The organism is Paracoccus jeotgali, from assembly GCF_002865605.1.
GTDB lineage: Bacteria > Pseudomonadota > Alphaproteobacteria > Rhodobacterales > Rhodobacteraceae > Paracoccus > Paracoccus jeotgali.
The window spans coordinates 631,571-654,466 of the sequence record NZ_CP025583.1; the positions used below are offsets into that span (position 1 = coordinate 631,571).

Annotated in this window: 20 protein-coding genes and 1 tRNA gene; 9 read left to right on the top strand and 12 right to left on the bottom strand. The window is 67.8% G+C overall.

Annotated features, from left to right (window positions below):
- Positions 1 to 74 precede the first annotated feature (74 nt).
- Positions 75 to 1,265, bottom strand: a complete 1,191-nt coding sequence (locus tag CYR75_RS03200) for a 3-deoxy-D-manno-octulosonic acid transferase (protein WP_225972817.1) — start codon at positions 1,263 to 1,265, stop codon at positions 75 to 77.
- Between the two features lie 37 nt (positions 1,266 to 1,302).
- Positions 1,303 to 1,376 (bottom strand) — tRNA-Cys (locus CYR75_RS03205).
- A gap of 140 nt (positions 1,377 to 1,516) precedes the next feature.
- On the opposite strand from CYR75_RS03205, the gene CYR75_RS03210 reads away from it, so the two are divergent.
- The 3 genes from CYR75_RS03210 to CYR75_RS03220 are packed head-to-tail and all read left to right on the top strand — an operon-like array spanning position 1,517 to position 4,262.
- The gene (locus CYR75_RS03210; protein ID WP_101500839.1) at positions 1,517 to 2,170 is read left to right on the top strand and encodes a protein-L-isoaspartate O-methyltransferase family protein; all 654 of its coding nucleotides are present in this window, start codon (positions 1,517 to 1,519) and stop codon (positions 2,168 to 2,170) included.
- A 14-nt stretch (positions 2,171 to 2,184) separates the two neighbouring features.
- Complete coding sequence (locus CYR75_RS03215) at positions 2,185 to 3,573, top strand: TolC family outer membrane protein (RefSeq protein ID WP_225972818.1); 1,389 nt, start codon at positions 2,185 to 2,187, stop codon at positions 3,571 to 3,573.
- Positions 3,574 to 3,596: 23 nt separating this feature from the next.
- The gene (locus CYR75_RS03220; protein ID WP_101498818.1) at positions 3,597 to 4,262 is read left to right on the top strand and encodes a hypothetical protein; all 666 of its coding nucleotides are present in this window, start codon (positions 3,597 to 3,599) and stop codon (positions 4,260 to 4,262) included.
- 633 nt (positions 4,263 to 4,895) lie between these two features.
- On the opposite strand, the gene CYR75_RS03225 is transcribed toward CYR75_RS03220, so the two are convergent.
- The 3 genes from CYR75_RS03225 to surE form a co-directional block, all read right to left on the bottom strand.
- Entirely contained in the window at positions 4,896 to 5,867 is a 972-nt protein-coding gene (locus CYR75_RS03225; protein ID WP_101498819.1) for a M23 family metallopeptidase, read from the bottom strand.
- 63 nt (positions 5,868 to 5,930) lie between these two features.
- The gene (locus CYR75_RS03230) at positions 5,931 to 6,593 is read right to left on the bottom strand and encodes a protein-L-isoaspartate(D-aspartate) O-methyltransferase (RefSeq protein WP_101498820.1); all 663 of its coding nucleotides are present in this window, start codon (positions 6,591 to 6,593) and stop codon (positions 5,931 to 5,933) included.
- Positions 6,590 to 7,381, bottom strand: a complete 792-nt coding sequence (gene surE, locus CYR75_RS03235) for a 5'/3'-nucleotidase SurE (RefSeq protein WP_101498821.1) — start codon at positions 7,379 to 7,381, stop codon at positions 6,590 to 6,592. Before surE ends, CYR75_RS03230 begins: the two co-directional genes overlap by 4 nt.
- A gap of 139 nt (positions 7,382 to 7,520) precedes the next feature.
- Here surE and CYR75_RS03240 point away from each other — a divergent pair, with 139 nt between their 5' ends.
- The 6 genes from CYR75_RS03240 to CYR75_RS03270 all read left to right on the top strand — a co-directional run bounded on the left by CYR75_RS03240 (position 7,521) and on the right by CYR75_RS03270 (position 13,543).
- Positions 7,521 to 8,432: a sulfite exporter TauE/SafE family protein gene (locus CYR75_RS03240; protein WP_101498822.1), complete on the top strand. Its 912-nt coding sequence runs from the start codon at positions 7,521 to 7,523 to the stop codon at positions 8,430 to 8,432.
- A complete protein-coding gene (locus CYR75_RS03250; protein ID WP_225972819.1) occupies positions 8,432 to 9,382 on the top strand; it encodes a TIGR02186 family protein in 951 nt (316 codons plus the stop codon). Before CYR75_RS03240 ends, CYR75_RS03250 begins: the two co-directional genes overlap by 1 nt.
- Positions 9,383 to 9,443: 61 nt before the next feature.
- Positions 9,444 to 11,186, top strand: coding sequence for an ABC transporter ATP-binding protein (locus tag CYR75_RS03255; RefSeq protein WP_101498825.1), 1,743 nt, complete (start codon positions 9,444 to 9,446; stop codon positions 11,184 to 11,186).
- Positions 11,179 to 11,907 carry a CAF17-like 4Fe-4S cluster assembly/insertion protein YgfZ gene (ygfZ, locus tag CYR75_RS03260; RefSeq protein ID WP_101498826.1) on the top strand — a complete coding sequence of 243 codons (729 nt, stop codon included), beginning with the start codon at positions 11,179 to 11,181 and terminating at the stop codon, positions 11,905 to 11,907. Before CYR75_RS03255 ends, ygfZ begins: the two co-directional genes overlap by 8 nt.
- Positions 11,904 to 13,010, top strand: coding sequence for a DNA polymerase IV (gene dinB / locus CYR75_RS03265; protein WP_101498827.1), 1,107 nt, complete (start codon positions 11,904 to 11,906; stop codon positions 13,008 to 13,010). Before ygfZ ends, dinB begins: the two co-directional genes overlap by 4 nt.
- 209 nt (positions 13,011 to 13,219) lie before the next feature.
- Positions 13,220 to 13,543 (top strand): DUF6280 family protein, encoded by a 324-nt coding sequence (locus CYR75_RS03270; protein ID WP_101498828.1) that lies wholly within the window; start codon positions 13,220 to 13,222, stop codon positions 13,541 to 13,543.
- A 64-nt stretch (positions 13,544 to 13,607) separates the two neighbouring features.
- On the opposite strand, the gene CYR75_RS03275 is transcribed toward CYR75_RS03270, so the two are convergent.
- The 7 genes from CYR75_RS03275 to CYR75_RS03305 all read right to left on the bottom strand — a co-directional run bounded on the left by CYR75_RS03275 (position 13,608) and on the right by CYR75_RS03305 (position 22,889).
- On the bottom strand, positions 13,608 to 14,525 hold the full coding sequence (locus tag CYR75_RS03275) for a carbohydrate kinase family protein (protein WP_101498829.1): 918 nt from the start codon (positions 14,523 to 14,525) through the stop codon (positions 13,608 to 13,610).
- A gap of 35 nt (positions 14,526 to 14,560) precedes the next feature.
- A complete protein-coding gene (locus CYR75_RS03280) occupies positions 14,561 to 15,766 on the bottom strand; it encodes a zinc ribbon domain-containing protein (protein ID WP_101498830.1) in 1,206 nt (401 codons plus the stop codon).
- Positions 15,767 to 15,816: 50 nt separating this feature from the next.
- Complete coding sequence (locus tag CYR75_RS03285; RefSeq protein ID WP_101498831.1) at positions 15,817 to 16,989, bottom strand: SPFH domain-containing protein; 1,173 nt, start codon at positions 16,987 to 16,989, stop codon at positions 15,817 to 15,819.
- 62 nt (positions 16,990 to 17,051) lie between these two features.
- The gene (locus tag CYR75_RS03290) at positions 17,052 to 18,086 is read right to left on the bottom strand and encodes a DUF2927 domain-containing protein (protein ID WP_404825368.1); all 1,035 of its coding nucleotides are present in this window, start codon (positions 18,084 to 18,086) and stop codon (positions 17,052 to 17,054) included.
- 50 nt (positions 18,087 to 18,136) lie between these two features.
- Positions 18,137 to 19,315 carry a toxic anion resistance protein gene (locus CYR75_RS03295; protein WP_101498832.1) on the bottom strand — a complete coding sequence of 393 codons (1,179 nt, stop codon included), beginning with the start codon at positions 19,313 to 19,315 and terminating at the stop codon, positions 18,137 to 18,139.
- 162 nt (positions 19,316 to 19,477) lie between these two features.
- Positions 19,478 to 21,664, bottom strand: coding sequence for a 3-hydroxyacyl-CoA dehydrogenase NAD-binding domain-containing protein (locus tag CYR75_RS03300; RefSeq protein ID WP_101498833.1), 2,187 nt, complete (start codon positions 21,662 to 21,664; stop codon positions 19,478 to 19,480).
- 13 nt (positions 21,665 to 21,677) lie between these two features.
- Complete coding sequence (locus CYR75_RS03305; RefSeq protein ID WP_101498834.1) at positions 21,678 to 22,889, bottom strand: acetyl-CoA C-acetyltransferase; 1,212 nt, start codon at positions 22,887 to 22,889, stop codon at positions 21,678 to 21,680.
- Positions 22,890 to 22,896 lie beyond the last annotated feature (7 nt).

Below are 22,896 nucleotides of genomic sequence, written 5' to 3' on the forward strand. Positions count from 1 at the left end.
GCCCCGAAGCAGGGGCCGCTAGACCTGATATCGGCATGAAAGCGCGTGGGTGCAATATGCGGGGCCGGCACCGGTCACAGGCCCGCATGGCGCAGGATCGTGTCGATCAGCGGCCCGGCATCGCCCGCGCGGCTGCGCAGCAGGCTTTGCGCGTTCCGTCCCATCGCCGCGGCAAGATCGGGATCGCCTGCCAGCCGCGTCAGCGTCGCGCCGGCGTCCGCAGACAGCGTCTCGGCCGCGCCGGCGGCGTGAAGCAGGGCGTAATCCTGCTGGAAATTGCTGACATGGGGGCCGTGCAGCAGCGCGCAGGCATGGGCGGCAGGCTCCCACGGGGTATGGCCGCCCTTGGGCACCAGTGAACCGCCAGTGATGCAGATACCCGCGGCCGAATACCAGCGCGCCATCTCGCCCAGGCTGTCGGCCAGCAGCACCGGCGCGGTCTCGTCCGCCCCTTCCGACCGCCGCGCCGGCAGCAGCCCCCGCGCCGCCATCTGCGCCGCGACCGATTCGGCCCGGACCGGGTGGCGCGGGGCCAGGATCAGCCGCAGCCCCGGCGTCTGGCGCCGCGCGGCCATGAAGGCATCGAGGATCGGCCCGTCCTCGCCTTCATGCGTCGAGGCGGCAAGGATCGTTCGCGCGCGCGTCTCGGGTGCCGGGCCGGGCCGGGTCTGCGCCGCCGCCAGCAGCTTGAGCTGCAGCCGCCCCAGCAGCGCCGATTCGGGCAGGCCGAGGCGCATCAGCCGCGTCTCGCTGCCCTCATCCTGCGCCGAAAGCCCGTCGATCCGCGCCAGCATCGGCCGGATCAGCCCCGGCAGCCGCGCCCAGTTCCGCGCCGAACGCTCGGACATGCGCGCCCCGATCATCACCTGCCGAACCCCGGCACGCGCCAGATAAGCCGAGCGCATCGGCCACAGCTCGTTTTCCAGCGTCACCGCCACGCGCGGCGAAAACCGCGCCAGAAACCGCCGCAGCGCCTGCGGCGTGTCCAGCGGCGCAAGCCGCGCGGGCAAGCCGCGTTCGCGCATCAGGTCCCGGCCGGTGGTGGTGTTCGCGGTGATGATCAGCGGCGCTTTCGCCGCCAGCGCGTCGATGACCGGCCGGGCCGACATCAGCTCGCCCACGCTGGCGCCATGCAGCCAGATCAGGGCCTTGCCCTGCGACCCGGTGTCGCGCCTGTCCAGCACCAGCCTTTCGGCCAGATCGCCAGAGGCCAGAGGCCGCAATGCCGCGCCTGCCAGCCAGGACGCGCCGCGATAAATCAGCATCGTCAGCGTCCAACGGTTTCGGGGCAGGGGGCAACGTTGGAGGTGGGTACCGGAATCGAACCGGTCTTCACGGATTTGCAATCCGGTGCGTAACCTCTCCGCCAACCCACCGCCGGTTTGAGGTGGGGATCAGATAGTGCAACAAAGCCCCGCTTGCAAGCCGTAAGCGCGGGCGCTCTGACCGAAAGGGTGCGTTGCTTGACCGGGGCTTTCATGTCAAGAAAGTAGCGACACAGATCAAAGGCAATTCGATGGTCGATTTCACGCAAGCGCGTACCATGATGGTGGATACGCAGGTCCGACCCAACGACGTGACCAAATATCCGGTGCTCGACGCGATGCTGGCGGTCCCGCGCGAGGCATTCGTGCCCGAGGGGCTGCAGGCAGTCGCCTATGTCGGTGAGAACCTGTTGCTGTCCGAGGATCGCTGGCTGCTGGAACCCCGCAGCTTCGGCAAGATGCTGGACGTGCTGAACATCCAGCCCGACGAGCTGGTGCTGAATGTGGGCGCCGGTCTCGGCTATGATGCGGCGGTGGTGGCGCAGATGGCGCAGGCGGTCGTGGCGCTGGAATCCTATCCCGAAATGGCCGCCCGGGCCGAGGCCGCGCTGGCCGCGCAGGGCATCGACAACGTGGCCGTCATGACCGGCGAACTGGCGCAGGGCTGCCCCGAACAGGCGCCCTTCGACGTCATCCTGATCGCCGGCGGCGTTCAGGTCATCCCGCAACCGCTGGTCGATCAGTTGAACGAGGGCGGCCGGATGGGCGCGATCTTCATGGAAGGCGGGCTCGGCATTGCCCGCATCGGCTACAAGATCGACGGCCGGATGAACTGGACCCACGCCTTCAACGCGGCAGCGCCGGTGCTGGCGGGATTTGAAGAACACGTCGGATTCGTTTTTTGAAGAGGAGCGCGGGCATGAGTTTCGTGACGGTAAGCCTGGGCCGCGTGATGCGGCGATCCGCGCTGGCACTGCTTCTGGGTAGCATCAGCCTGCCCGCTCTGGCCGAAACACTGGGCGACACGCTGGTCGCGGCCTATCGCAACTCGCACCTGCTCGAGCAGGAGCGCGCGGTGCTGCGGGCCCGGGACGAGGATGTGGCAAGCGCCATGGCGGCGCTGCGCCCGGTGCTGGATTGGGCACTGAACCACAACTTCAACCAATTCAAGGGTTCGGGTCTGACCAACACCACCAACACGACCACGACCTCGCTGACGGCGTCGATGACGCTGTATGATTTCGGCCGCTCGCAGGCCGCCATCGACGCCGCGAAAGAGACGGTTCTGGCCGCCCGCTACGCGCTTCTGGGGGTAGAGCAGGACGTGCTGCTGACCGCCGTGCAGGCCTTCATGGAGGTGAGGGAGGCCGCGGAACAGGTTGAACTGCAAGGTAATTCGACCCGCGTCCTCAGCCAGGAACTGCAGGCGGCGCAGGATCGCTTTGACGTCGGCGAGATCACCGTGACCGATGTCGCGCAGGCCAGCGCCCAGCTTGCCGCCTCGCGCGCCGCATTGACCGCGGCCGAGGGCAACCTGCAGGTCGCTTATGAAAACTATGCCGCCGCGACCGGCGCCCGGCCCAAGGGTCTCAGCGCGCCGCCGCCCTTGCCGTCGCGACCGGCAACGCTGGCGGCCGCCCAGGCCGCCGCGCAGAAATCGCATCCGGCGATTCTGCAGGCCAGCCGTCTGGTCGCCGCGGCCGAGCTTGGCGTCGCCGCCGCCGCCGCGCAGCGCAACCCGGTGCTGACCGGCTCTGTCGTGGGCGAGGCCGACAAGGATGGCGGCACCCGCGCCGCGATGGGCGTGCAGATCAAGAAGACCCTCTATGCCGGCGGCCGGCTGTCGGCGGTGCATCGCAAGGCGATGGCGGACCGCGACCAGTCGCGTTCGGTGCTGCTGAACATTTCGCGCCAGGTGAATCAGGCGGTGGGAATCGCATGGGCGAATATTGACGTGGCGCGGGCGCAGATCGGGGCCATCGACCAGCAGATCTCGGCCGCGCAGCAGGCCTATAACGGCGTCCGCGAAGAGGCGACGCTGGGCGCGCGGACCACGCTGGACGTGCTGGATGCCGAGCAGTCGCTGCTGGAGGCGCGGGCCAACAAGATTACTGCAGAGGCCAATCTGCAGTTAGCACATTATCAACTATTGGCTGCTATGGGTTTGTTGACGGTAAAGGACCTGAAACTGGGGATACCCACATATGACCCATCAGCTTACTACAATGCGGTGCGCGACGCGCCCTACACCAGCCGGCAGGGCGAAAGCCTCGACCGCGTCATGCGGGCGCTCGGCAAGGGCAACTGACCGCGCGACCAAAGGTGGCGCCCATGTCTGAGGCACGGGCCCACCACTACGACAACCCCGAAATTGGTGACGTGCTGGCCTCGATCCGGCAGTTGATCTCGCAGGAAGATGCGGGACCCGATTTCACCCGCCCGATCCGCCGGCTGGACGCGGCAGGCAATGCCCGCAGCGCGCTGGCACTGGGGCCGAAATCAGAAATGCTGCGCAGCGTGATCGAACGCGAATTGTCGGTGCTCGACGGCGAGGCCAAGCGCCTGGTGCTGGGGACGCAGGCGACTGATATCGAGGCTGACCTGCTGCCGCAGGTGGCGGAGGACGAGATCGACGCAAGCGACGCCCTGACGCGTTTGCGCGCCCTGACGCAGGAGGCGCGCGACAACGACGCGGCCGAGACCACCCCTGAAACCGATGCTCACATCAAGGAAGACAGCATGAACGCAGCCACCCCGATCCGCAGCGCCCAGACCAACGGCCACGCCGAGTTCCCGCAGGGCGGGTTCGACCTCTTCGCCGCCGAGACCGGCGCCGAGGACGAACAGATGACCGGCGGCACCGCGCTGCGCAACCTGGTCTGCGACGTCATCCGTCAGGAACTGCAGGGCGAGATGGGCGACCGGATCAGCCGCAACCTCCGCCGCGCCATCCGCCACGAGGTCGCCGCCGTGATCGAGGCGGGTCTGAAGACCTGAGGATCGAGCGTCTCCGGTGCTTGCGGCTGGTCCCGGAGAGGGACCAGCGGCCTCTCGCCGGGGCCGTTGAGGCGAGGGTAGCTTTGTGTTTCGGGCGACAGAGGCGACTGGAAGTTCGGCATAGTGCCGACGAACGCGCAGTCAGCCATCGCTCGGGATGGAGTGCGAGGTAGGCGCTCTAGAGACGGAGTGTTGCGCGGGCTTCAGGCAGTGGATGGGGTCTCAAGAAGCGTCACGGTCAGCCCGGACGGCTTTACTCTCGACAGGGTCAGCTACCCGCGGAAGCGCTCTTCTGCGACAGCGCTCTCGACCAGTCGAAACAAGATTCATGGCGACCGCGAACCCCCGCATCGGTCGTCATGATAGGTCGCGCCGCACGGCGCGACCTTTTTTGTGGGTGGCTGGGTGCGGGTGCACAAGATCGAGCCTGCGGGGATCGGCATGACTGCGGAAGCGCGGAGGGTCCTGTCGGATAACGGGGACAATTCGCTGACAGGTCTGCCGTGAGCGTTATGATTGCTGAGGCTCTACGCACCCTCAGAACCGTCCGCACCACAAGCTGCCGATGACGCGCTCGCGCGGCCCCCTCAAATCCGGCGTCCTACGCATCCGCCGCCGTCCCACGAGGACCTCCTACAGATACCCCTCCGGGTTCACCGCCTCGAAACCTTGGCGCACCTCGAAATGGATCGAGCCGCTGTTGCCGGCGGTGCCGATGCTTTGACCGGACGAGACCGTGTCGCCCTTTTGCACCGAGAGCGCGCTCATCCCCGCATAGACCGTCATCAGATCGCCCTGATGACGGATCACGACGATGGGCACGCCGTCGGTGTCGCGGGTGACGGCGGCGACCGTGCCACCGGCGGCGGCCTGCACGGCGACGCCGGGGCCGGCGGCGATGTCGATGCCGTCATTCCGGCCCTTGCTGAAGGGGCGCGTGATGGACCCCGCGACCGGCATCCGCAGCTTGCCCGACCCCGAGGCCGCCGTTCGCGTTCCGCCCAGATCGGGCGCGTCGGGTCGCGTGGTGGGGGCGGAGGTTGGTGCCGTCTTTTCGTCAGGCAAAGGCTTCGCGGCCGAGGGCGGGGTCGGCGTGGGCGAGCCCTGACCCGGCGCGGTGACGCTGGCTTGCGCGGTGACCGTACGGGCCGGGATCTTCAGCACCTGACCCACGCGCAGCGTCATATTGGTGTCGGTGCCGTTCGCGCTCGCCAGTTCCTGCACCGTGACGCCATATTTGCGCGCGACCGACCAACCGGTCTCGCCCGCAACGACCCGGTGCGTGGTCGCCGCCACCGTCTTGGCGGTCCCGCCGCTGGCCGCCGCGGCCGTGCCGCCCTGACCGGGGACCGCGGGCGTGGCCACGCCCTGGCCGGCAAAGGGATCGGTCACCTGGCCCGCCGTGGCCCCCGCCGCCGGGGCGGCGGTTCCGCCGCCAAAGCCCGGCATCCGCGGCATGCTGGTCGCGGTCGAGCCCTTGGTCGCCCCGCCGATGCTGGCGCCCAGATCCGACAGATCCTGCTGGACCGCAGGAAAGCTCTGACACGCGGCCAGAAGAAAGCTCAGCGGCAGCGCCGCGAGGAAATTTGAGGTCAGCCTGCTCATCCTGGCGTTTGTCCCGTCTGTCTTACCCAAGTCGCGCGCGGTTGCGGCGATGGCAGGGCCGGCTTAGCCCTGTCCCAGCCCCTCGACCAGAGGCACGAACCGCACCTGGCGCAACTCATGGTAATCAAAGCCTGTTTCCGTCCGGTTCACCCGGATCAATGTCTGCACCGCATCGGACTGGCCGACCGGCACGACCATGATACCGCCGATCTTCAACTGCGCCAAGAGAGGGCCGGGCGGATCTTCGGCGGCGGCGGTGACAATGATGCGATCAAAGGGCGCCTGCTCGGGCAGGCCGAAGCTGCCATCGGCCAGCCGCACGGTGATGTTCGACAGCCGCAGGCGCTGGAACAGCGCCTCGGCGGCGACGACCAGCGGGCGGTGCCGCTCGACCGTGAAGACCCGGCGGCAGAGCCCGGCCAGAACCGCCGCCTGATAGCCAGAGCCGGTGCCGATCTCCAGCACGGTGTCGCGCGGGCCGGGCTTCAATGCCTGCGTCATCAGCCCGACGACCGAGGGCTGGCTGATGGTCTGGCCGCACTGGATCGGCAGCGGCGTGTCGTCATAGGCGCGATCCTCGAAATGGCCGCGGACGAACTCGCCGCGGTCCACCCGCTCCATCGCGTCGAGCACGGCGGGGTCGGTCACGCCATGCGAGCGCAGATGATAGAGAAAGCGCATCTTGCGCTCGGCCAGACCGGCATGGGTGTCGTCGTCCTCGCTCATCCGTCCATGGCCTGCCGCAGCGGCTCGACCGAGGCGTGGCAGGTCAGATCGGCCCGCATCGGGGTGAGCGAGATATAGCCGTCGAGGTTCGCGGTCACGTCGCTGCCGGGCGTCGCCGGCCCGTCCTGACGCGGCCCGCGCACCCACAGGAAGCGGCGGCCATTGGGGGCAAGGAACGGCTCGACCGCAAAGCTGACGCCGCGCCGCCGCCCCTGCGGCACCACCCGCGTCCCGCGCACCTCGTCGGCCGGGACGGGCGGAAAGTTGATGTTGTAGAACAGCCGGAAATCCGCGTCCGAGGTCCAGTCGCCGTGATCGAGCAGCCGCCGGATCAGCCGCGCGCCGTGCTGGCGGGCGGGCTGGAAGGGGTCCGCCATGTCCGTCATCGCCGGGCCGAAATACTGCGACAGCGCCACGGCCGGCAGGCCCTGCAGGGCGGCCTCCATCGCGCCGCCGACGGTGCCGGAATAAAGCGCGTTCTCGCCCGAATTGTTGCCCCGGTTCACGCCCGAGATGACCAGATCCGGCCGCGCCTCGCCCATCACGTCCCAGACCGCCGCCAGCACGCAATCGGCGGGGCTGCCCTCGGCGGCATAGCGGCGCTCGGACAGGCGGGCCAGCATGGTGGGCTGCACGTAAGAGATGCAATGCGCGACGCCCGATTGTTCGAAGGCCGGCGCGACCACCCAGACCTCGCCACGAGGTCCGGCGAGTTCGGCGGCAATCGCCTCGGCGGCGGCGAGGCCGGGGGCGTTGATGCCGTCGTCATTGGTCACGAGAATGCGCATGTAAACCCTACCTTTCCGTGACATGATTAGCTGTGCCCGGGCGATGCGGCAAGCGGCGAGATTTCGCGCCGATCGGGCTTTGACCTTGGGCGCGCAACAGGGCTAGATGTGGTGGCCAATTCCGGACGGGCGCCTGACAATGCAGATCTACCTTCCCATCGCCGAGGTTGCGGTGAACGCCTTCCTGCTGATCGGCCTTGGCGGCATCGTCGGGCTGATGAGCGGGATGTTCGGCGTGGGCGGGGGCTTTCTGATCACGCCGCTGCTGTTCTTCATCGGGATTCCGCCCGCGATTGCGGTGGCGACCGGGGCCAATCAGGTCGTCGCCTCGTCGGTGTCGGGCGTGCTGGGCCATGTCAAGCAGCGCAATGTCGATTTTCGCATGGGCACGGTGCTGCTGATCGGCGGGCTTGTCGGCTCGGCCATCGGGGTGGCGCTGTTCAACCTGCTGCGCCGGCTGGGCCAGGTCGAGCTGGTGGTGCAGATCAGCTATGTCGTGCTGCTGGGGGCGGTGGGCTCGATGATGCTGGCCGAAAGCCTGCGCGCGATGCGCCGGACGCGGCGCGGCATCCGCACCACGCGGCGCCATCACGGCTGGATCCACGCGCTGCCCTTCAAGATGAAGTTCCGGATCTCGGGCCTGTATCTCAGCGTGCTGCCGCCGCTGACGGTGGGGCTGCTGGTCGGCATCCTGTCGGCGATGATGGGGGTGGGCGGGGGTTTCATCATGGTGCCGGCGATGATCTATCTGCTGGGGATGCCGACCAAGGTCGTGATCGGCACCTCGCTGTTCCAGATCACCTTCGTCACCGCCTTTACCACGGTCATGCATGCGGTCAGCTATAACACCGTCGATGTGATGTTGGCCGTGCTGCTGATCGTGGGTGGGGTCATCGGCGCGCAGATCGGCGCCAATCTGGGCGCAAGGCTGCGGGCCGAGCAGTTGCGCATCCTGCTGGCGCTGGTGGTGCTGGCGGTCTGCGCCAAGCTGGCGACCGACCTGTTCCTGCCGCCCGAGAACCTGTTTTCGCTGACGCCGGGAATCCTGTGATGTCGCGTAACCGGCTTGCGGTCCTGTTCGTGCTGGCTTTGGGTGCGGCGGCGCATGCGCAGGGCACGCCGCCCGGCAAGGAGGCGGTGGGGGCGCATAATGCGCTGGCGCCCGATGCCTCGCGCAGCACCGCGCCGCGCCCGCCCCATTCGCAGACGCCCGAGGGGCCGCCGCCGATCATGTCCTATCCCTCGCCGCAGGAACCACGCGGCGAGCTGCCCGGCCCGCCGCCGGAATCGCCTGAACAGGTGGTGATGGGGCTGTCCTCGGACGCGGTGGCGATCACGGCGAACTTCACCGGCTCGGAGATCCTGCTCTATGGCGCGGTGCGGCGCGAGACGCCGATGCCCTCGGACAGCCAGCTTGACGTCATCGCGACGCTGGAAGGGCCGTCGCGCAGCGTCACCATCCGGCGCAAGGAACGGCGGTTCGGCATCTGGGTGAACACCGAAAGCGTCTTCGTCGCCTCGGCCCCCAGCTTCTATGCCGTCGACACCACCGGCAAGCTGGACCGCATCCTGTCGCCGGAACAGGACGCCAGCCACCGCATCTCGATCCCGACGGCAATGCGGGCCTTTGCCAAGCCGCTGGACGTGGAAAACCCGGTCGATTTCACCGAGGCGCTGATCGAGATGCGGATCGCCGAGGGTATTTACCGGCTGGACGAGGGCGCCGTCGGGCTGGTCGACAACACGCTGTTTCGCGCCGATTTCCGGCTGCCCGCGAACCTGGTCGAGGGCAGCTACAAGGCGCGGATTTTCCTGCTGCGCGAGGGGCGGGTGATCTCGGATTATTCCGCCCCCATCGAGGTGCGCAAGGTCGGGCTGGAACGCTGGCTCTACCGCCTCGCCTATGACCGGCCGCTGCTTTACGGGCTGATGTCGCTGCTGATCGCGGCCTTTGCGGGCGTCGCCGCCTCGGCCGCGTTCCGGGCGTTGAAGCGCGACTAGGCGCCGGTCCCCTCAACCGGCGCGGCTTGCGGCGGGCGCGTGTGGTGGGCTAGATCAGCCCATGGCACGCGACCGGACCCCGAAGCTGTTTTCCCGCATCTGGCGCGACTATCTGCGCGAGCATTGGGCGCCGATGAGCCTGGCGCTGCTGCTGATGGTGATCGAGGGTTCGACCCTTGCGGTGCTCAGCTGGATGCTGAAGCCGCTGTTCGACCGGGTGTTCGTGGGCGGCGACAGCAGCGCGATGTGGTGGGTCGGGGGCAGCATATTCGCGCTGTTCCTGATCCGGGCGGTGACCTCGGTCGTGAACCGCAGCCTGCTGGTCGCGGTCCAGCAAAAGGTCGCGGCGCGGATGCAGGTCGATCTGCTGTCCCATGTCATGCGGCTGGACATGAAGTTCTTTCAACTCAACCCCCCCGGCGCGATGATCGAGCGGATCCTGGGCGACACCAGCGCCGTGCAGGGCATCTGGCAGACCTTCATCACCGGCGCGGGGCGCGACGTCGTCTCGCTGCTGGCGCTGTTCTGGGTGGCGACCAGCATCGACCCGCAATGGACGCTGGCGGCGCTGGTCGGGGCGCCGCTGCTGATCGTGCCGACGCTGTGGGTGCAGCGCTATGTGCGCCGCAAGACCCGCGCCATGCGCCAGAACGCATCCGACCGCAGCAACCGCATCGACGAGGTGCTGCACGGCATCGGCACCGTGCGGTTGAACCGGATCGAGGACCGGCAGGCCGGACGTTTCGCCGATATCGTCGACCGCATCCGCCGGGCCGAGGTCAAGATCGCGGGCATTGGCGCGGTCGTTCCGGCGCTGATCGACGTGGTGACGGGGCTGGGCTTTGTCGGCGTGCTGGCGCTTGGCGGCTCTCAGGTGGTGTCGGGCGAGCGCAGCGTGGGCGATTTCATGGCGTTTTTCACCGCGCTGTCGCTGGCTTTCCAGCCCTTGCGGCGGCTGGGCGGGCTGGCGGGGTCGTGGCAGGTCGCGGCGGCCAGTCTGGAACGGATCTATCAGGTCTTTGACACCCAGCCCTCGGTCCGCTCCGGCCCGCGCCTGAACCCGCCCGAGACGACGCGGATCGAGTTCGACGACGTCACCCTCAGCTATGACGAGACGCAGGTGCTGCGCGGCCTGACCTTCGTGGCCGAGGCGGGGCAGACCACGGCGCTGGTCGGGCCGTCCGGGGCGGGCAAGACCACGGTCTTCAACCTGCTCACCCGCATGACGGATGCCGATACCGGGCGGATCACGCTGGGGGGCGTGCCGCTGACCGAGTTCGATCTGGCCACGCTGCGCGACGAGTTCTCGGTCGTGTCGCAAGACCCGGCGCTGTTCGACGAGACCCTGCGCGAGAATATCACGCTGGGACAGGACGCCACCCCCGAGGCCATCGAGCGTGCCACCGTCGCCGCCCATGTCGCCGATTTCGTGCAGGCCATGCCGCTGGGGCTGGAAAGCCGCGCCGGGCCGCGCGGCTCGGCCCTGTCCGGCGGGCAGCGGCAGCGGGTGGCGATTGCGCGCGCCGTGCTGCGCGATGCGCCGGTGTTGCTGCTGGACGAGGCGACCTCGGCGCTTGATGCGGCGTCGGAACGGCTGGTGCAGCAGGCGCTGGATCGGCTGTCCGAAGGGCGCACCACGCTGGTCATCGCGCACCGGCTGTCCACGGTCCGCAATGCCGACAAGATCATCGTCATGGATGCCGGCCGAGTTGTCGAACAGGGCAATCATGACCAATTGATGCGGCAGGACGGCGCCTATGCCGCGCTTGTCCGCCTGCAATTCGGAGCACTGACGAATGACTGACCGCCAGATCCTGCGCCTGACCGGCCCCGACCGCGAACATTTCCTGCAAGGGCTGGTGACGAACGACATCACCCGCGCCCCGGTCTATACCGCGCTGCTGAGCCCGCAGGGGAAATACCTGTCCGATTTCTTCGTCATCCCCGAGGGTGAGGCCTATCTGCTGGACGCTCCCGCAGCGCAGGCGGACGATCTGATGAAGCGGCTGGGCATGTACAAGCTGCGCTCCAAGGTGGAACTGGCGCTTGATCCGCGCGCCGTCACCCGCGGCACCGGCCCCGCGCCCGAGGGCGCCATCGCCGATCCGCGGCACCCGGCGCTCGGTTGGCGGGGCTATGGGCTGGACGTGGCCGATGACGGCACCGATTGGGACGCGCTGCGGGTCGAGCATCTGGTGCCCGAGGCGGGGATCGAGCTGATCCCGAATGACAGTTTCATCCTTGAAATGGGGTTCGAGCGGCTGAACGGCGTCGATTTCCGCAAGGGCTGCTATGTCGGGCAAGAGGTGACGGCCCGGATGAAGCACAAGACCCAGCTTCGCAAGGGGCTGGCGCGGCTGGAACTGGACGCGCCGGTGCCGGTGGGAACGCCGGTGCTGTCGCAGGACGGGCGCGAGGCGGGCACGGTCTTCACCCAGTCCGGCGGGCGCGGGCTGGCCTATATGCGCTTTGACCGCATGGGCGACGGAATGACCGCCGGGGGTGTCGCCGTCAGAGCGGCATGACCTCGGATGACGCGCCGCAGGATGGCGGGCGCCGCATCCTGCATTTCGACATGGATGCGTTCTATGCCTCGGTCGAGCAGCGCGACGATCCGGCGCTGCGCGGCCGCCCGGTCGCGGTCGGCGGCTCGAGCGCGCGCGGCGTCGTCGCCGCCGCCAGCTATGAGGCGCGGCGCTTCGGCGTGCGTTCGGCCATGCCCTCGGTCACGGCGCAGCGGCGCTGCCCAGAACTGATCTTCGTGCGCCCGCGCTTCGACGTCTACCGCGCCGTCAGCCGCCAGATCCGCGAGATCTTCGCCCGCCATACGCCGGTGATCGAGCCGCTCTCGCTGGACGAGGCCTATCTGGACCTGACCGGGCGGCTTGGCCCCGGCCAGACCGCCTCGGCGCGGGCGACCGCCATCCGCGACGCCATCAGGGACGAAACCGGGCTGACGGCGAGCGCGGGGATTAGCTATTGCAAGTTTCTGGCCAAGCTGGCCTCGGATCAGCGCAAACCCGACGGGCAATTTACCATTCCCCCCGCGCATGGCGCACGCTTTATTGCCGAGCTGCCCATCGACAGGTTCCACGGCATCGGCCCGGCCACGGCGGCGCGGATGCGCGCGCTGGGGATCGAAACCGGCGCCGATCTGCGCGGGATCGAGCTGTCGGTCCTGCAACGCCGCTTCGGCAAGGCGGGGCAGTGGTATCACGACATCTCGCGCGGCATCGACAACCGCCCGGTCCGTCCGAACCGGGTGCGCAAATCCATCGGGACCGAGACGACATTCTCGCAGAACCTGACCACCCTTACCGAGCTGTTGCAGGCGCTGCGGCCGCTGGCCGATAAGGTCTGGGCGCAGGCGGGCGCGGCGCGGGCGCAGGGACGTTGCGTCACGATCAAGCTGCGCTTCGGCGATTTCCGCCAGATCACGCGGTCGCGCAGCCTGCCGCAGCCGGTGCCGGACGGCGAAACCCTGTTTTCGCTGGGCGCGGGGCTGGTCGAGGCCGTGCCGCTGGACGCGCGCGGGGTGCGCCTGCTGGGGATCACGCTGTCCGGGCTGCATCACGGCGAAAATCTTTCCCAGCCGCAGCTTGATTTATTTCAAACCGACCACAGGTAGATGAAACCGGCACCGCCCTGGCGGCGTTGCGGGATGTTGGTTGAAGGTAATAAAACAGTTAGCCATGACGAATTTGCATGGCAGAGTTGAGGTTAGCGTTATACCGAATCAAGGTGCAGATGGGATATGGTCATCCCACCACCAAGAATTGAGCCCGGGAATTTTCGCCCCACAAGGCGATAGAAACACATTTGGTCAGGACGGTAAAGATGCGTGATTTCGTCGATGGATCGGCTTTCAATTTTGAACAGGGTCAGCGGGCGCGCAAATTGTTTGCGGCGGTCGTTCTGGCTGCGCTGGACGATGCCATTGCCGATGACAAGAAATACGGAAACGGGCCAGAGCAGATCGCCCGCTGGGCACGCTCTCGCGATGGGCGCGAGGTTCTGTCCTGCGCCGGGATCGACCCGAACGAGCGCGTCGTCAAGGGGCTGATGGAGTTCGTGTCCAAGGGCGTCCGCACCTCGGTCGCGCTGTCGCGCGAGGAAAGCGAGCGCCGTCAGGCCGCCGCCGAAGACGCCGAAGCCGCATAATCCCCCGACCATAGCCGTTTTTCGATGCCGTCCCGTGATCCGGGGCGGCATTTGCGTTTTCTGCTTAGGGCAGTCCCAACTCATCCCGCCACGGCGGATCGGCGCCGGGCCGCGAGACGGTGACCGCCGCGGCCCGCGTCCCAAGGGCGAGGGCCGCCTGAAGCACCGGCGTCGCCGCCTGACGCAGCCCCTCGACCGTCAGCACCCCCGCCTCGGCCAGCCCCGCCAGGAACCCCGCGTTGAAGGTGTCGCCCGCGCCGATGGTATCGGCGACCTGCGCCGTCTGCGCCTTGGCATGAACGGAAGTCTTCCAGCGATAGGCGGTCGCCCCGGATGCGCCATGCGTATGGCACATCAGGCTCGCGCCTTTTCGGATGACCCGCTGCGCGGCCTCGGCAGGGGTGGCGCCCGGCATCAGCCATTCCAGATCGTCGGAGGACAGCTTGACGATATGCGCCAGCCGCAGCAGCCGCGACATGCGGTCGCGCAGCATGTCGGGGTCCGCGATCAGGGCAGGGCGGATATTGGGGTCCAGCATCACCATGCGGCCAGTGTGATAGGCGCGCCGCGCCAGTTCCTCGATGGCCGCGCCGGTACCGGGGTCGATCAGGCTGATCCCGCCGATCACTAGCGCGCGCATCTGTGCCGGCAGCTCGGGCAGATGATCGCGGTCGAGGACGCGGGCAGCGGTGCCGTCTTCATAAAACCCATAGCTCGCCTCGCCGCCGCGCAGCGTCACCACCGCAAGCGCCGTGGGCCGGTCTGTCTGCGGGCACAGGCGGGTGTCGACGCCGGCTTCATCCAGCACGCCGCGCAGCGTCGCCCCAAAGCTGTCTGTCGAGAGCGGCCACAGATACCCCGCCGCCGCCCCCAGCCGCCCAAGCGCCACCGCCGTATTGAACGCGCCGCCGCCGGGCCGGGCGTGATAGCGGTCGCCGTCGGGCACCAGATCGATCAGCGATTCACCGCAGCAGAGGATCATCGCCAAGCGGCCCTGATGTGACTGAACCTGCCCATCTAGCCCCCCTGATTGGACAGCAGCATCATGATCGCCAGCAGGATCGTGCCCATGATCACCGCCGCCGCGATCTTCCAGACCGACCACGGCCGCTCGCCCTGCACCCGGCCGGACTGGCCGTTGACGACGAAGCGATAGGATTTGCCGTTGTATTTATACGCCGCCGTCCAGATCGGCAGCAGGATGTGCTTGAACGTCTCGGCCGAGAAGCTGGTGCGGGCGCTTTCGATCCGCTGCTCGTCGCCGCCGATGTCGCGGCGGATGTCCATGGCGATGACGCCGGACATCTCCTGCCGGGCGATGGCGTGGCCGTCGGGCAGGGGGACGGTATAGCCCTCGGCCTCGAACCCGGCGAGGAATTGCGGGTCATAGGGGCGCAGATGCGACAGGTCCCACGGCGTCAGCCCGTCGGCGTGGCGGCGCGGCAGCGAGGTCGAGGCCAGCACCAGCACATCGTCGAAATCCCGCGCAACGCGGCCGCTGACCCGGCTCCACCTTGTCTTGCGAACCTGCTGGGCGACCTGGCGGCGCTTGCCGTCGATGATTTGGGTCACATACTGCGTCTCGTAATACCAGTCGCCGCGCAGGCCGGAATATTCGGTGCGGCTGTCGGCATCGAAGGTCCAGAAGGGCGAATAGATGCCGGTCATCCGCCGCCCGCGCCGGGCATAGGCGGTCAACCCCGAGGGCGCGAACCACAGCCGGCCCAGCCAGTCCGACAGCGCCGCGCGCGCCTGGGTTTCGGTCAGCACAAAGGGCAGCACGCCCTGCGGCTTGATTTGGCGCGTGGCGCCGGTGTCGGTCACGACCGGGGTCGCGCAGAAGGGGCAGCGGGTCGACTGGCTGGCGGCGGCCAGTTCGATCAGCGCCCCGCAATTGGGGCAAGACAGGGTGCGGATGTCCTGCGCAAGCTCGCTGCCGGCTTCCAGCCGCAGCCCGTCGGCAAGCGGGATCTCGGTCAGATGCGGGGCCTTGTGGCCGCCATCCCATTGCAGCGCGCGGCCGGTGGCGGGGTCGCGCAGCAGCACATCCTCGCCCGCGACGCCGCCCTCGGGCGACCGGCCGGGGGCGTTCTCGGCGCCCTCGCCGATCTGCTGGACATGCCCGCAATAGGGGCATTTCAGCGACTGCTCGCCGGGCGAGAAGGTCAGGCTGGCGCCGCAGTTCCGGCAGGGATAGCGAAATTCGCTGGCGGGCGTCGGCATGATGGCTTCCGGCTGGGTAGGGTCTGCGTCAGGCGCGGGGTATCAGCGGCCTAGTCCTCGTGCGGGCCTTCGACCTGCGGCGGCAGCGGGGGCGGCGGCGGCTGGATGGTGAAAAGCTGCGCCAGTTCGGTCACCTCTTCGGCGGGCTTCCAGCCGTCCTGACCGGGCGACCAGACCAGCGTGTCGCGGCCAAAGCTGCCGTCATTCGCCATCCGCCCCAGATGCCCGCGCCCGTAAGGCCCCTGCGCCTGACCGCCGATGGCGATGTGCCAGACGGTTTCGGCCCGCGCGCCCGGCAGCGGCGGCGGCATGGCGCCGCCCCCCGGCGCAGGCGCGGCCTGGCTTGCCGGCACCTGACCCCACGGCCCGCGCATCGCCATGTTGCCGGCCATGCCCATGCCGATCGCGGCGCCCATGCCTGCGCCCATCCCGGCACCCGCGCCGCCGGGGTTCTGCGAGGCGTTCAGCATCGCCTCGGACTGGGCGTATTGGCCGAAGCGGTCCAGATCGCCCACGATCCCCATCGAGGTGCGCTTGTCGAGGATCGCCTCGACCTCGTCGGGCAGGCTGACATTCTCGATGTAGAATTCGGGAATGGTCAGGCCGTAATTGGCGATGGTCGGCGCGATGGCCTTGGCGACCATGCGGCCCAGCTGGTCGGTGTTCGCCGCCATGTCCAGCACCGGAATGCCCGAGCTGGCGATCATCCGCGAGAACTCCTGCACGATGATGTTGCGCAGCTGGAAGGTGATCTCATCGCTGGTGAACTCGCCATCGGTGCCGACGATCTCGGCCATGAAGCGGGCGGGGTCGGTGACGCGCATCGAATAGGTGCCGAAGGCGCGGATGCGGACCGGGCCGAATTCCGGGTCGCGGGCGATGATCGGGTTGCGCGTGCCCCATTTCAGATTGTTGAAGCGCGTCGTGTTGACGAAATAGATTTCCGATTTGAAGGGCGAGCGGAAGCCGTGATCCCAGTGCTGCAGCGTGGTCAGCACCGGCATGTTGTTGGTTTCCAGGATATACAGCCCCGGCGCGAAGACGTCGGCGATCTGGCCTTCATGGACGAACACCGCCGCCTGACCCTCGCGGACGGTCAGCTTGGCGCCGTATTTGATCGCGTTGCCATGCCGTTCGAACCGCCAGACCATGGTGTCGCGGGTGTCGTCGGTCCAGGCGATGACGTCGATGAATTCGCCCGAGAGGAAATTGAAAAGCGCCATGTGTCACTCCTGTTCCGTTCGCGTTTCGGTCATGCGCCTGATCCCGGCAGCGCCGCGGTCGGTCACGTCTGGCCCGGCGCCAGCAGTTCGGCCGCGATCTGCTTGACCGGCTCGGCCGCCGTCTCGACGGTCATGCCGGGGCGCAGGCGCGGATCATACAGCATTTTCAGCAGCAATTCGTCATGCCAGGTCAGCAGCCCGAATTCCTCGTCATCGTTGAAGATCGAGGGGCGGGCCTTGGGGCTGTCATTGGCCAGCCCCATGCCCTGCGCCAGTTCCTCGTGGATGCAGGAGGACCGCAGGCGCGGCGGCAGCTCGGCCCGGATGATCGCCACCGCGTCGCTGTAAAGCGGGCTGGCGCCCAGCGAATAGGCGAAGACCGTGCAATAGGTCTGGGGCGGAAGGGATTGGATCGCCTCGATATCATGGGCGGGGATGCCGGGCAGGATCGCGGACAGGCGCGGCCCGATCGCGCGCCGTTCATCCTCGTTCAGGAACAGCACGGTGAAATTGCCGCGGCCGGGGGTGGCGGCGATGTCATGGCCGGTCAACCGGGCGAGGCGTTCGGCGAATTGCTGCACCTCGGTCCGGTCGCGGATGCGCGTGGCGGGCGGGACCGAGGCGCCGGTCTCGACCGCGATCCGCACCGGCTGCGCCCAACGCCGCAGGCGCGAGGGGTTCGGCCCGGCGATCAGCGCGGCGCCGTCGCGGCTGTATTCGTCATACAGCGCGATGTCGATGAAGTTCGCCGCCAGCCGTTCCGGCGTCACCGGGATCGAGCGGCCGTCATCATTGCGCAGCAGCCCGCGCGCGATCAGCATATCCTCGACCCCGATATAATAGCCGCGGATGTTCTGGCTGGCCGGGCTTTCGGCGGCGCGTTGTGCATCGCGCGCCTCGTCCGCGGCGCGTTGGGCGCGGGCGGCGCGCAAGACGCCACCGGGCCGCGCCTCGGGCGGGGTGGCGAGGGGGTCCGTGACCTGCGGGCTGGGCGCCGGGGCGGGCGGTTCCGGCCCGGTGGCGTCGGTGCAGCCCGCCAGCGCCGCCAGCGCCACGCCAGCCGCCGCCGCGCAGAACCCGCGCCAGCGGAAGCGCAGCCCCGGACCGGCCGGGTCAGAGACGGGAATGGAAACGCGGGCGCCGTCGGTCACGTCCTTGGGGCCTGTCCGATCTGCTGGGTCTGCGCGCGCGAGGCGGACAGCGTGCGGCGCAGATCCTGTTCCATCCGCAGCAGTTCTTCCTCGGCCGTGGCGCGGCGGGCCTTGCCCTCATCCGCGATGCGCAGGCTGTCCTCGATGGTGGCGATCAGTTCGGCATTGGCGGTGCGGATCGATTCGATGTCAAAGACGCCGCGTTCCATCTGGGTGCGGATCTGCGCGTTGGCCTGACGCAGGTTCTTGGCGTTGGCGGTCAGCAGGTCGTTAGTCAGGTCGGTCGCCTCTTTCACCGCGCCCGCCGCCTGGGCCGAGCGCTGGATCGTCACCGCCTGGGCCAGCTGCGTTTCCCACAGCGGCACGGTGTTCACCAGCGTCGAGTTGATCTTGGTCACCAGCGACTTGTCGTTTTCCTGCACCAGCCGGATCGACGGCAGCGACTGCATCGTCACCTGCCGCGTCAGCTTCAGGTCATGGACGCGCCGTTCCAGATCGTCGCGCATGGAACGCAGGTCGCGCAGCTCCTGCGCCTCCATCACCTGCCCGTCGGGAGGGCTGGACTGCACCTCGGCCTCTTTCGCGGGGATGGTCTGTTCGTCCAGTTCGGCCAGCTTGGCCTCGCCCGCCGCGATATACAGCGCCAGTTCGTCATAGAATTTCAGCGTGCGGTCATACAGCACGTCCAGCGACTTGATGTCCTTGAGCAGCCGGTGCTCATGCGACATCAGATCCTCGGTGATCTTGTCGATCTGGCCCTGCACATCCTCGTAATTCGCCACAAAGCGCGCAAACGGGGCCGAGCGGCCCAGCATCCGTTCCCACCAGGTCCGCTCGCGCCGCACGTCGAGTTCACTAACCGAAAAGCCGCGAATGGTGGTGACGATGTTGCGCAGCGATTCGCCCGCCGGCCCGACATCCTTGTTCTTGACGTCGGCGAGCATCTGCTGGCTGATCTCTTGCAGCTCGTTCTGGGCGCGGGTGCCGAAATTCACCACCGAGCCGGTGTCGCGCAGGTCGATCTCGTTCATCCGCCGGCGGATCTCGTCCGCGAGCGGGGCCGGAGCTTGCTCGAGCGGCACGATATCGCCTGCCGGTTCGGGCAGCACGACCCCGGTGACCTCTTCGATCTGGGTCTGGGTGCCCTCGGCGGCACGTTGGGTCTGGGTGGTCATGTAATCCTTCCTGACGGATGCGCGGGCATGAAAGCAGAATAGGGGCCTTTGCCGCCAGATCAACCGGATAGAGGGGCAGGGGTTCCCCCGGCGCGCGGGCGGGGCCATGAAAAAGGCCCGGAGGATGCCTCCGGGCCTTGATCCTTTGTCATCGGGCCGCGATCAGGCGGCTTTCTTGCCCGCGCCAAAGCGGCCGTAGAAGGTCTGGTCCGTGTCCGCCATTTCGCGCAGCAGGTCGGGCGCGGCAAAGCGCGGGCCATGCGCCTTTGTCAGGCGGTCGCAGATCTCGACCGCGCGGGCGGCGCCCAGCATGTCCAGCCAGCTGAACGGCCCCCCGGTCCAGGGCGCAAAGCCCCAGCCGAGGATGGCGCCGACATCGCCCTCGCGGATGTCCAGCAGCACGCCTTCCTGCAGCGCGCGCACCGCTTCGAGCGTCTGGGCGAACATCAGCCGGTGCTGCACCTCGGTCAGATCGGGCTGCGGATCGGCCTGCGGGAAGCGCTCGGCCAGACCCGGCCACAGGCCCTGACGCTTGCCGGCCTCGTCATAGGCATAGAAGCCGGCCTTGGCCTTGCGGCCCATCCGACCCTCATCCGCCATCCAGAACAGCACGTCATCGACGGCGCCATCGGGATAGCTGTCGCCCATCGCCGCGCGCGTGGCCTTGGCGATCCGCACGCCCAGGTCGATGCTGGTCTCGTCCACCAGTTGCAGCGGGCCCAGGGGCATGCCCATCATCCGCGCCGCATTCTCGATCAGCACCGGGCTGACGCCCTCGGCCAGCATCCGCATCCCCTCATTGAGGTAAGGAATGATGCAGCGGTTGGCATAGAAGAAGCGTGCGTCATTGACGACGATCGGCGTCTTGCGGATCTGGCGCACGAAATCCAGCGCCTTGGCCACCGCGCGGTCGCCGGTCTGCTTGCCGCGAATGATCTCGACCAGCAGCATCTTGTCGACGGGGCTGAAGAAGTGGATGCCGATGAATTGCTCGGGCCGCTGGCTGGCGCGGGCCAGATCGCTGATCGGCAGGGTCGAGGTGTTGGTCGCAAAGATCGCGTCCGCGCCAATCACGGCCTCGGCCTTGGCGGTGACCTCGGCCTTGACGGCGGGGTCTTCGAACACCGCCTCGACGATCAGATCGCAGCCGGCAAGCGCGTCGTAATCGGTCGTCGCCGTGATCCGGTCCAGCACCTCGGTCTTTTTCGCCTCGGTGGATTTCTTGCGGCTGATCGCCTTGTCCAGCAGATCGGCCGAATGGGCCTTGCCGCGGTCGGCGGCGTCCTGCTGGGCGTCGATCAGCACCACCTCGATCCCCGCCATGGCGCTGACATAGGCGATGCCTGCGCCCATCATGCCGGCGCCCAAGATCCCCAGCTTGCGCACCTTCTGGTCGGGCACGTCAGGGCGGTTCGCGCCTTTTTCCAGCGCTTCCTTGTTGATGAACAGGCTGCGGATCATCGCGCCCGAGGACGGGTTCATCAGCACATTGGTGAACCACCGCGCCTCGATCTTCAGCGCCTGGTCAAAGGGCACCATCGCGCCTTCATAGACCGCCGACAGCAGCGCCCGGGCGGCGGGATAGACGCCCATCGTGCGGCCCATCACCATCGCGTTTGCGCCGACGAAGGTCATGAAGCCCGCCGGGTGGAACGGCTCGCCCCCCGGCATCTTGTAGCCCTTGGCATCCCACGGCTTGACGATATCGGCGTCCTTGGCGTTCAGCACCCAGTCGCGGGCAGCGGCGACGGGATCGTCCACCACCTCGTCGATGACGCCGGCGGCCTTGGCCTTCTTGGGGTCGTTCAGCTTGCCTTCCAGCAGCAGGGGCGCCGCGCCCATCACGCCCAGCTTGCGCACCAGCCGCGTGGTGCCGCCGGCACCGGGGAAGATGCCGACCTGGATCTCGGGCAGGCCGATCTTGGCCTTGGGGTTGTCGGCGGCAAAGATCCGGTGCGTGGCCAGCGGGATTTCCAGCCCGATCCCCAATGCGGTGCCGGGCAGTGCCGCCGCGATGGGCTTGCCGCCCTTCAGCGTCTTGGGGTCCATGCCCGCCCGCTCGATCTTGCGCAGCACGCCGTGCAATTGCATGACCAGCGCGAAGATCGCCTCGGCCCCGCCGCTTTCCTTCATCGAGCCGAGCACATTCAGGTCCATGCCGGCGGCGAAATCCGGCTTGCCGCTGGTGATGACGATGCCCTTGACCGAGTCATCGCCAAGCGCGTCGTCGATCAGCCCGTCAAGCTGGCGGATGCCGTCCTCGGACAGCACGTTCATCGACTTTCCCGCGACATCCCAGGTGATGATGGCAACGCCGTCGGAGTCTTTCTGGATGGTAAAATCGCTCATTGCCTAACCTTTCCTAGACGCGCTCGATGATGGTAGCCGCACCCATGCCCGAGGCGATGCACAGCGTCGCAAGCCCGGTGGACAGGTCGCGCCGCTCCAGCTCATCCAGCAGCGTGCCGATGATGATCGCCCCGGTCGCACCCAGCGGATGGCCCATCGCGATGGCGCCGCCATTCACGTTGACCTTGTCGGCCGAGACGTCGAAAGCCTGCATGAAGCGCAACACGACGGCGGCAAAGGCTTCGTTCACCTCGAACAGGTCGATGTCGGAAATCGACATGCCGCTGTCGGCCAGGATCTTTTCCGTCACCGGCACCGGACCGGTCAGCATGATCGTGGGATCAGTGCCGATCTTGGCGGTGGCGCGGATGCGGGCGCGGGGCGTCAGGCCAAAGCGCTCGCCGAAGGCCTTGTTGCCGACCAGCACGGCCGCGGCGCCGTCGACGATCCCTGACGAGTTCCCGGCATGGTGGATGTGGTTGATATGGTCGAGATGCGGGTATTTCAGCATCGCCACCTTGTCGAAGCCGGGCATGACCTCGCCCATCTCCTTGAAGCTGGCCTTCAGCTTGGCCAGATCCTCGGCGGTGGTGCCGGGGCGCATGTATTCGTCGCGGTCCAGAATGGTCAGCCCGTTCTGGTCCAACACCGGCACGATGGACTTGTCGAACCGCCCCTCATGCCAGGCCTGAGCGGCGCGGCGCTGCGATTCGGCGGCCAGCGCATCGGCCTCTTCGCGGGTAAAGCCGAACTCGGTCGCGATGATGTCGGCCGAAATGCCCTGCGGCACGAAATAGCTCTTCATCGCCAGGCTCGGATCGACCGCGATGGCGGCCCCGTCGCTGCCCATGGCGACCCGGCCCATCATCTCGACACCGCCGGCGATATAGCCATCGCCCGCGCCGCCCTTGATCTGGTTGGCGGCAAGGTTCACCGCCTCCATCCCCGACGCGCAGAAGCGGTTGATCGACAGACCCGGAATCCGCTCGTCCAGATCGGATGCCAGCACCGCCGATCGTGCCAGACAGCCGCCCTGTTCCTTGACCTGGGTGACATTGCCCCAGATCACATCCTCGACGGCGGGACCGTCCAGATTGTTGCGATCCTTCACCGCATTCAGCAGCCGCGCCGACAAGGCGAGCGAGGTCACCTCGTGCAGGCTGCCATCGGTCCGGCCCTTGCCGCGCGGGGTGCGGCAGGCGTCATAGATATAGGCTTCGGTCATGCTTCCT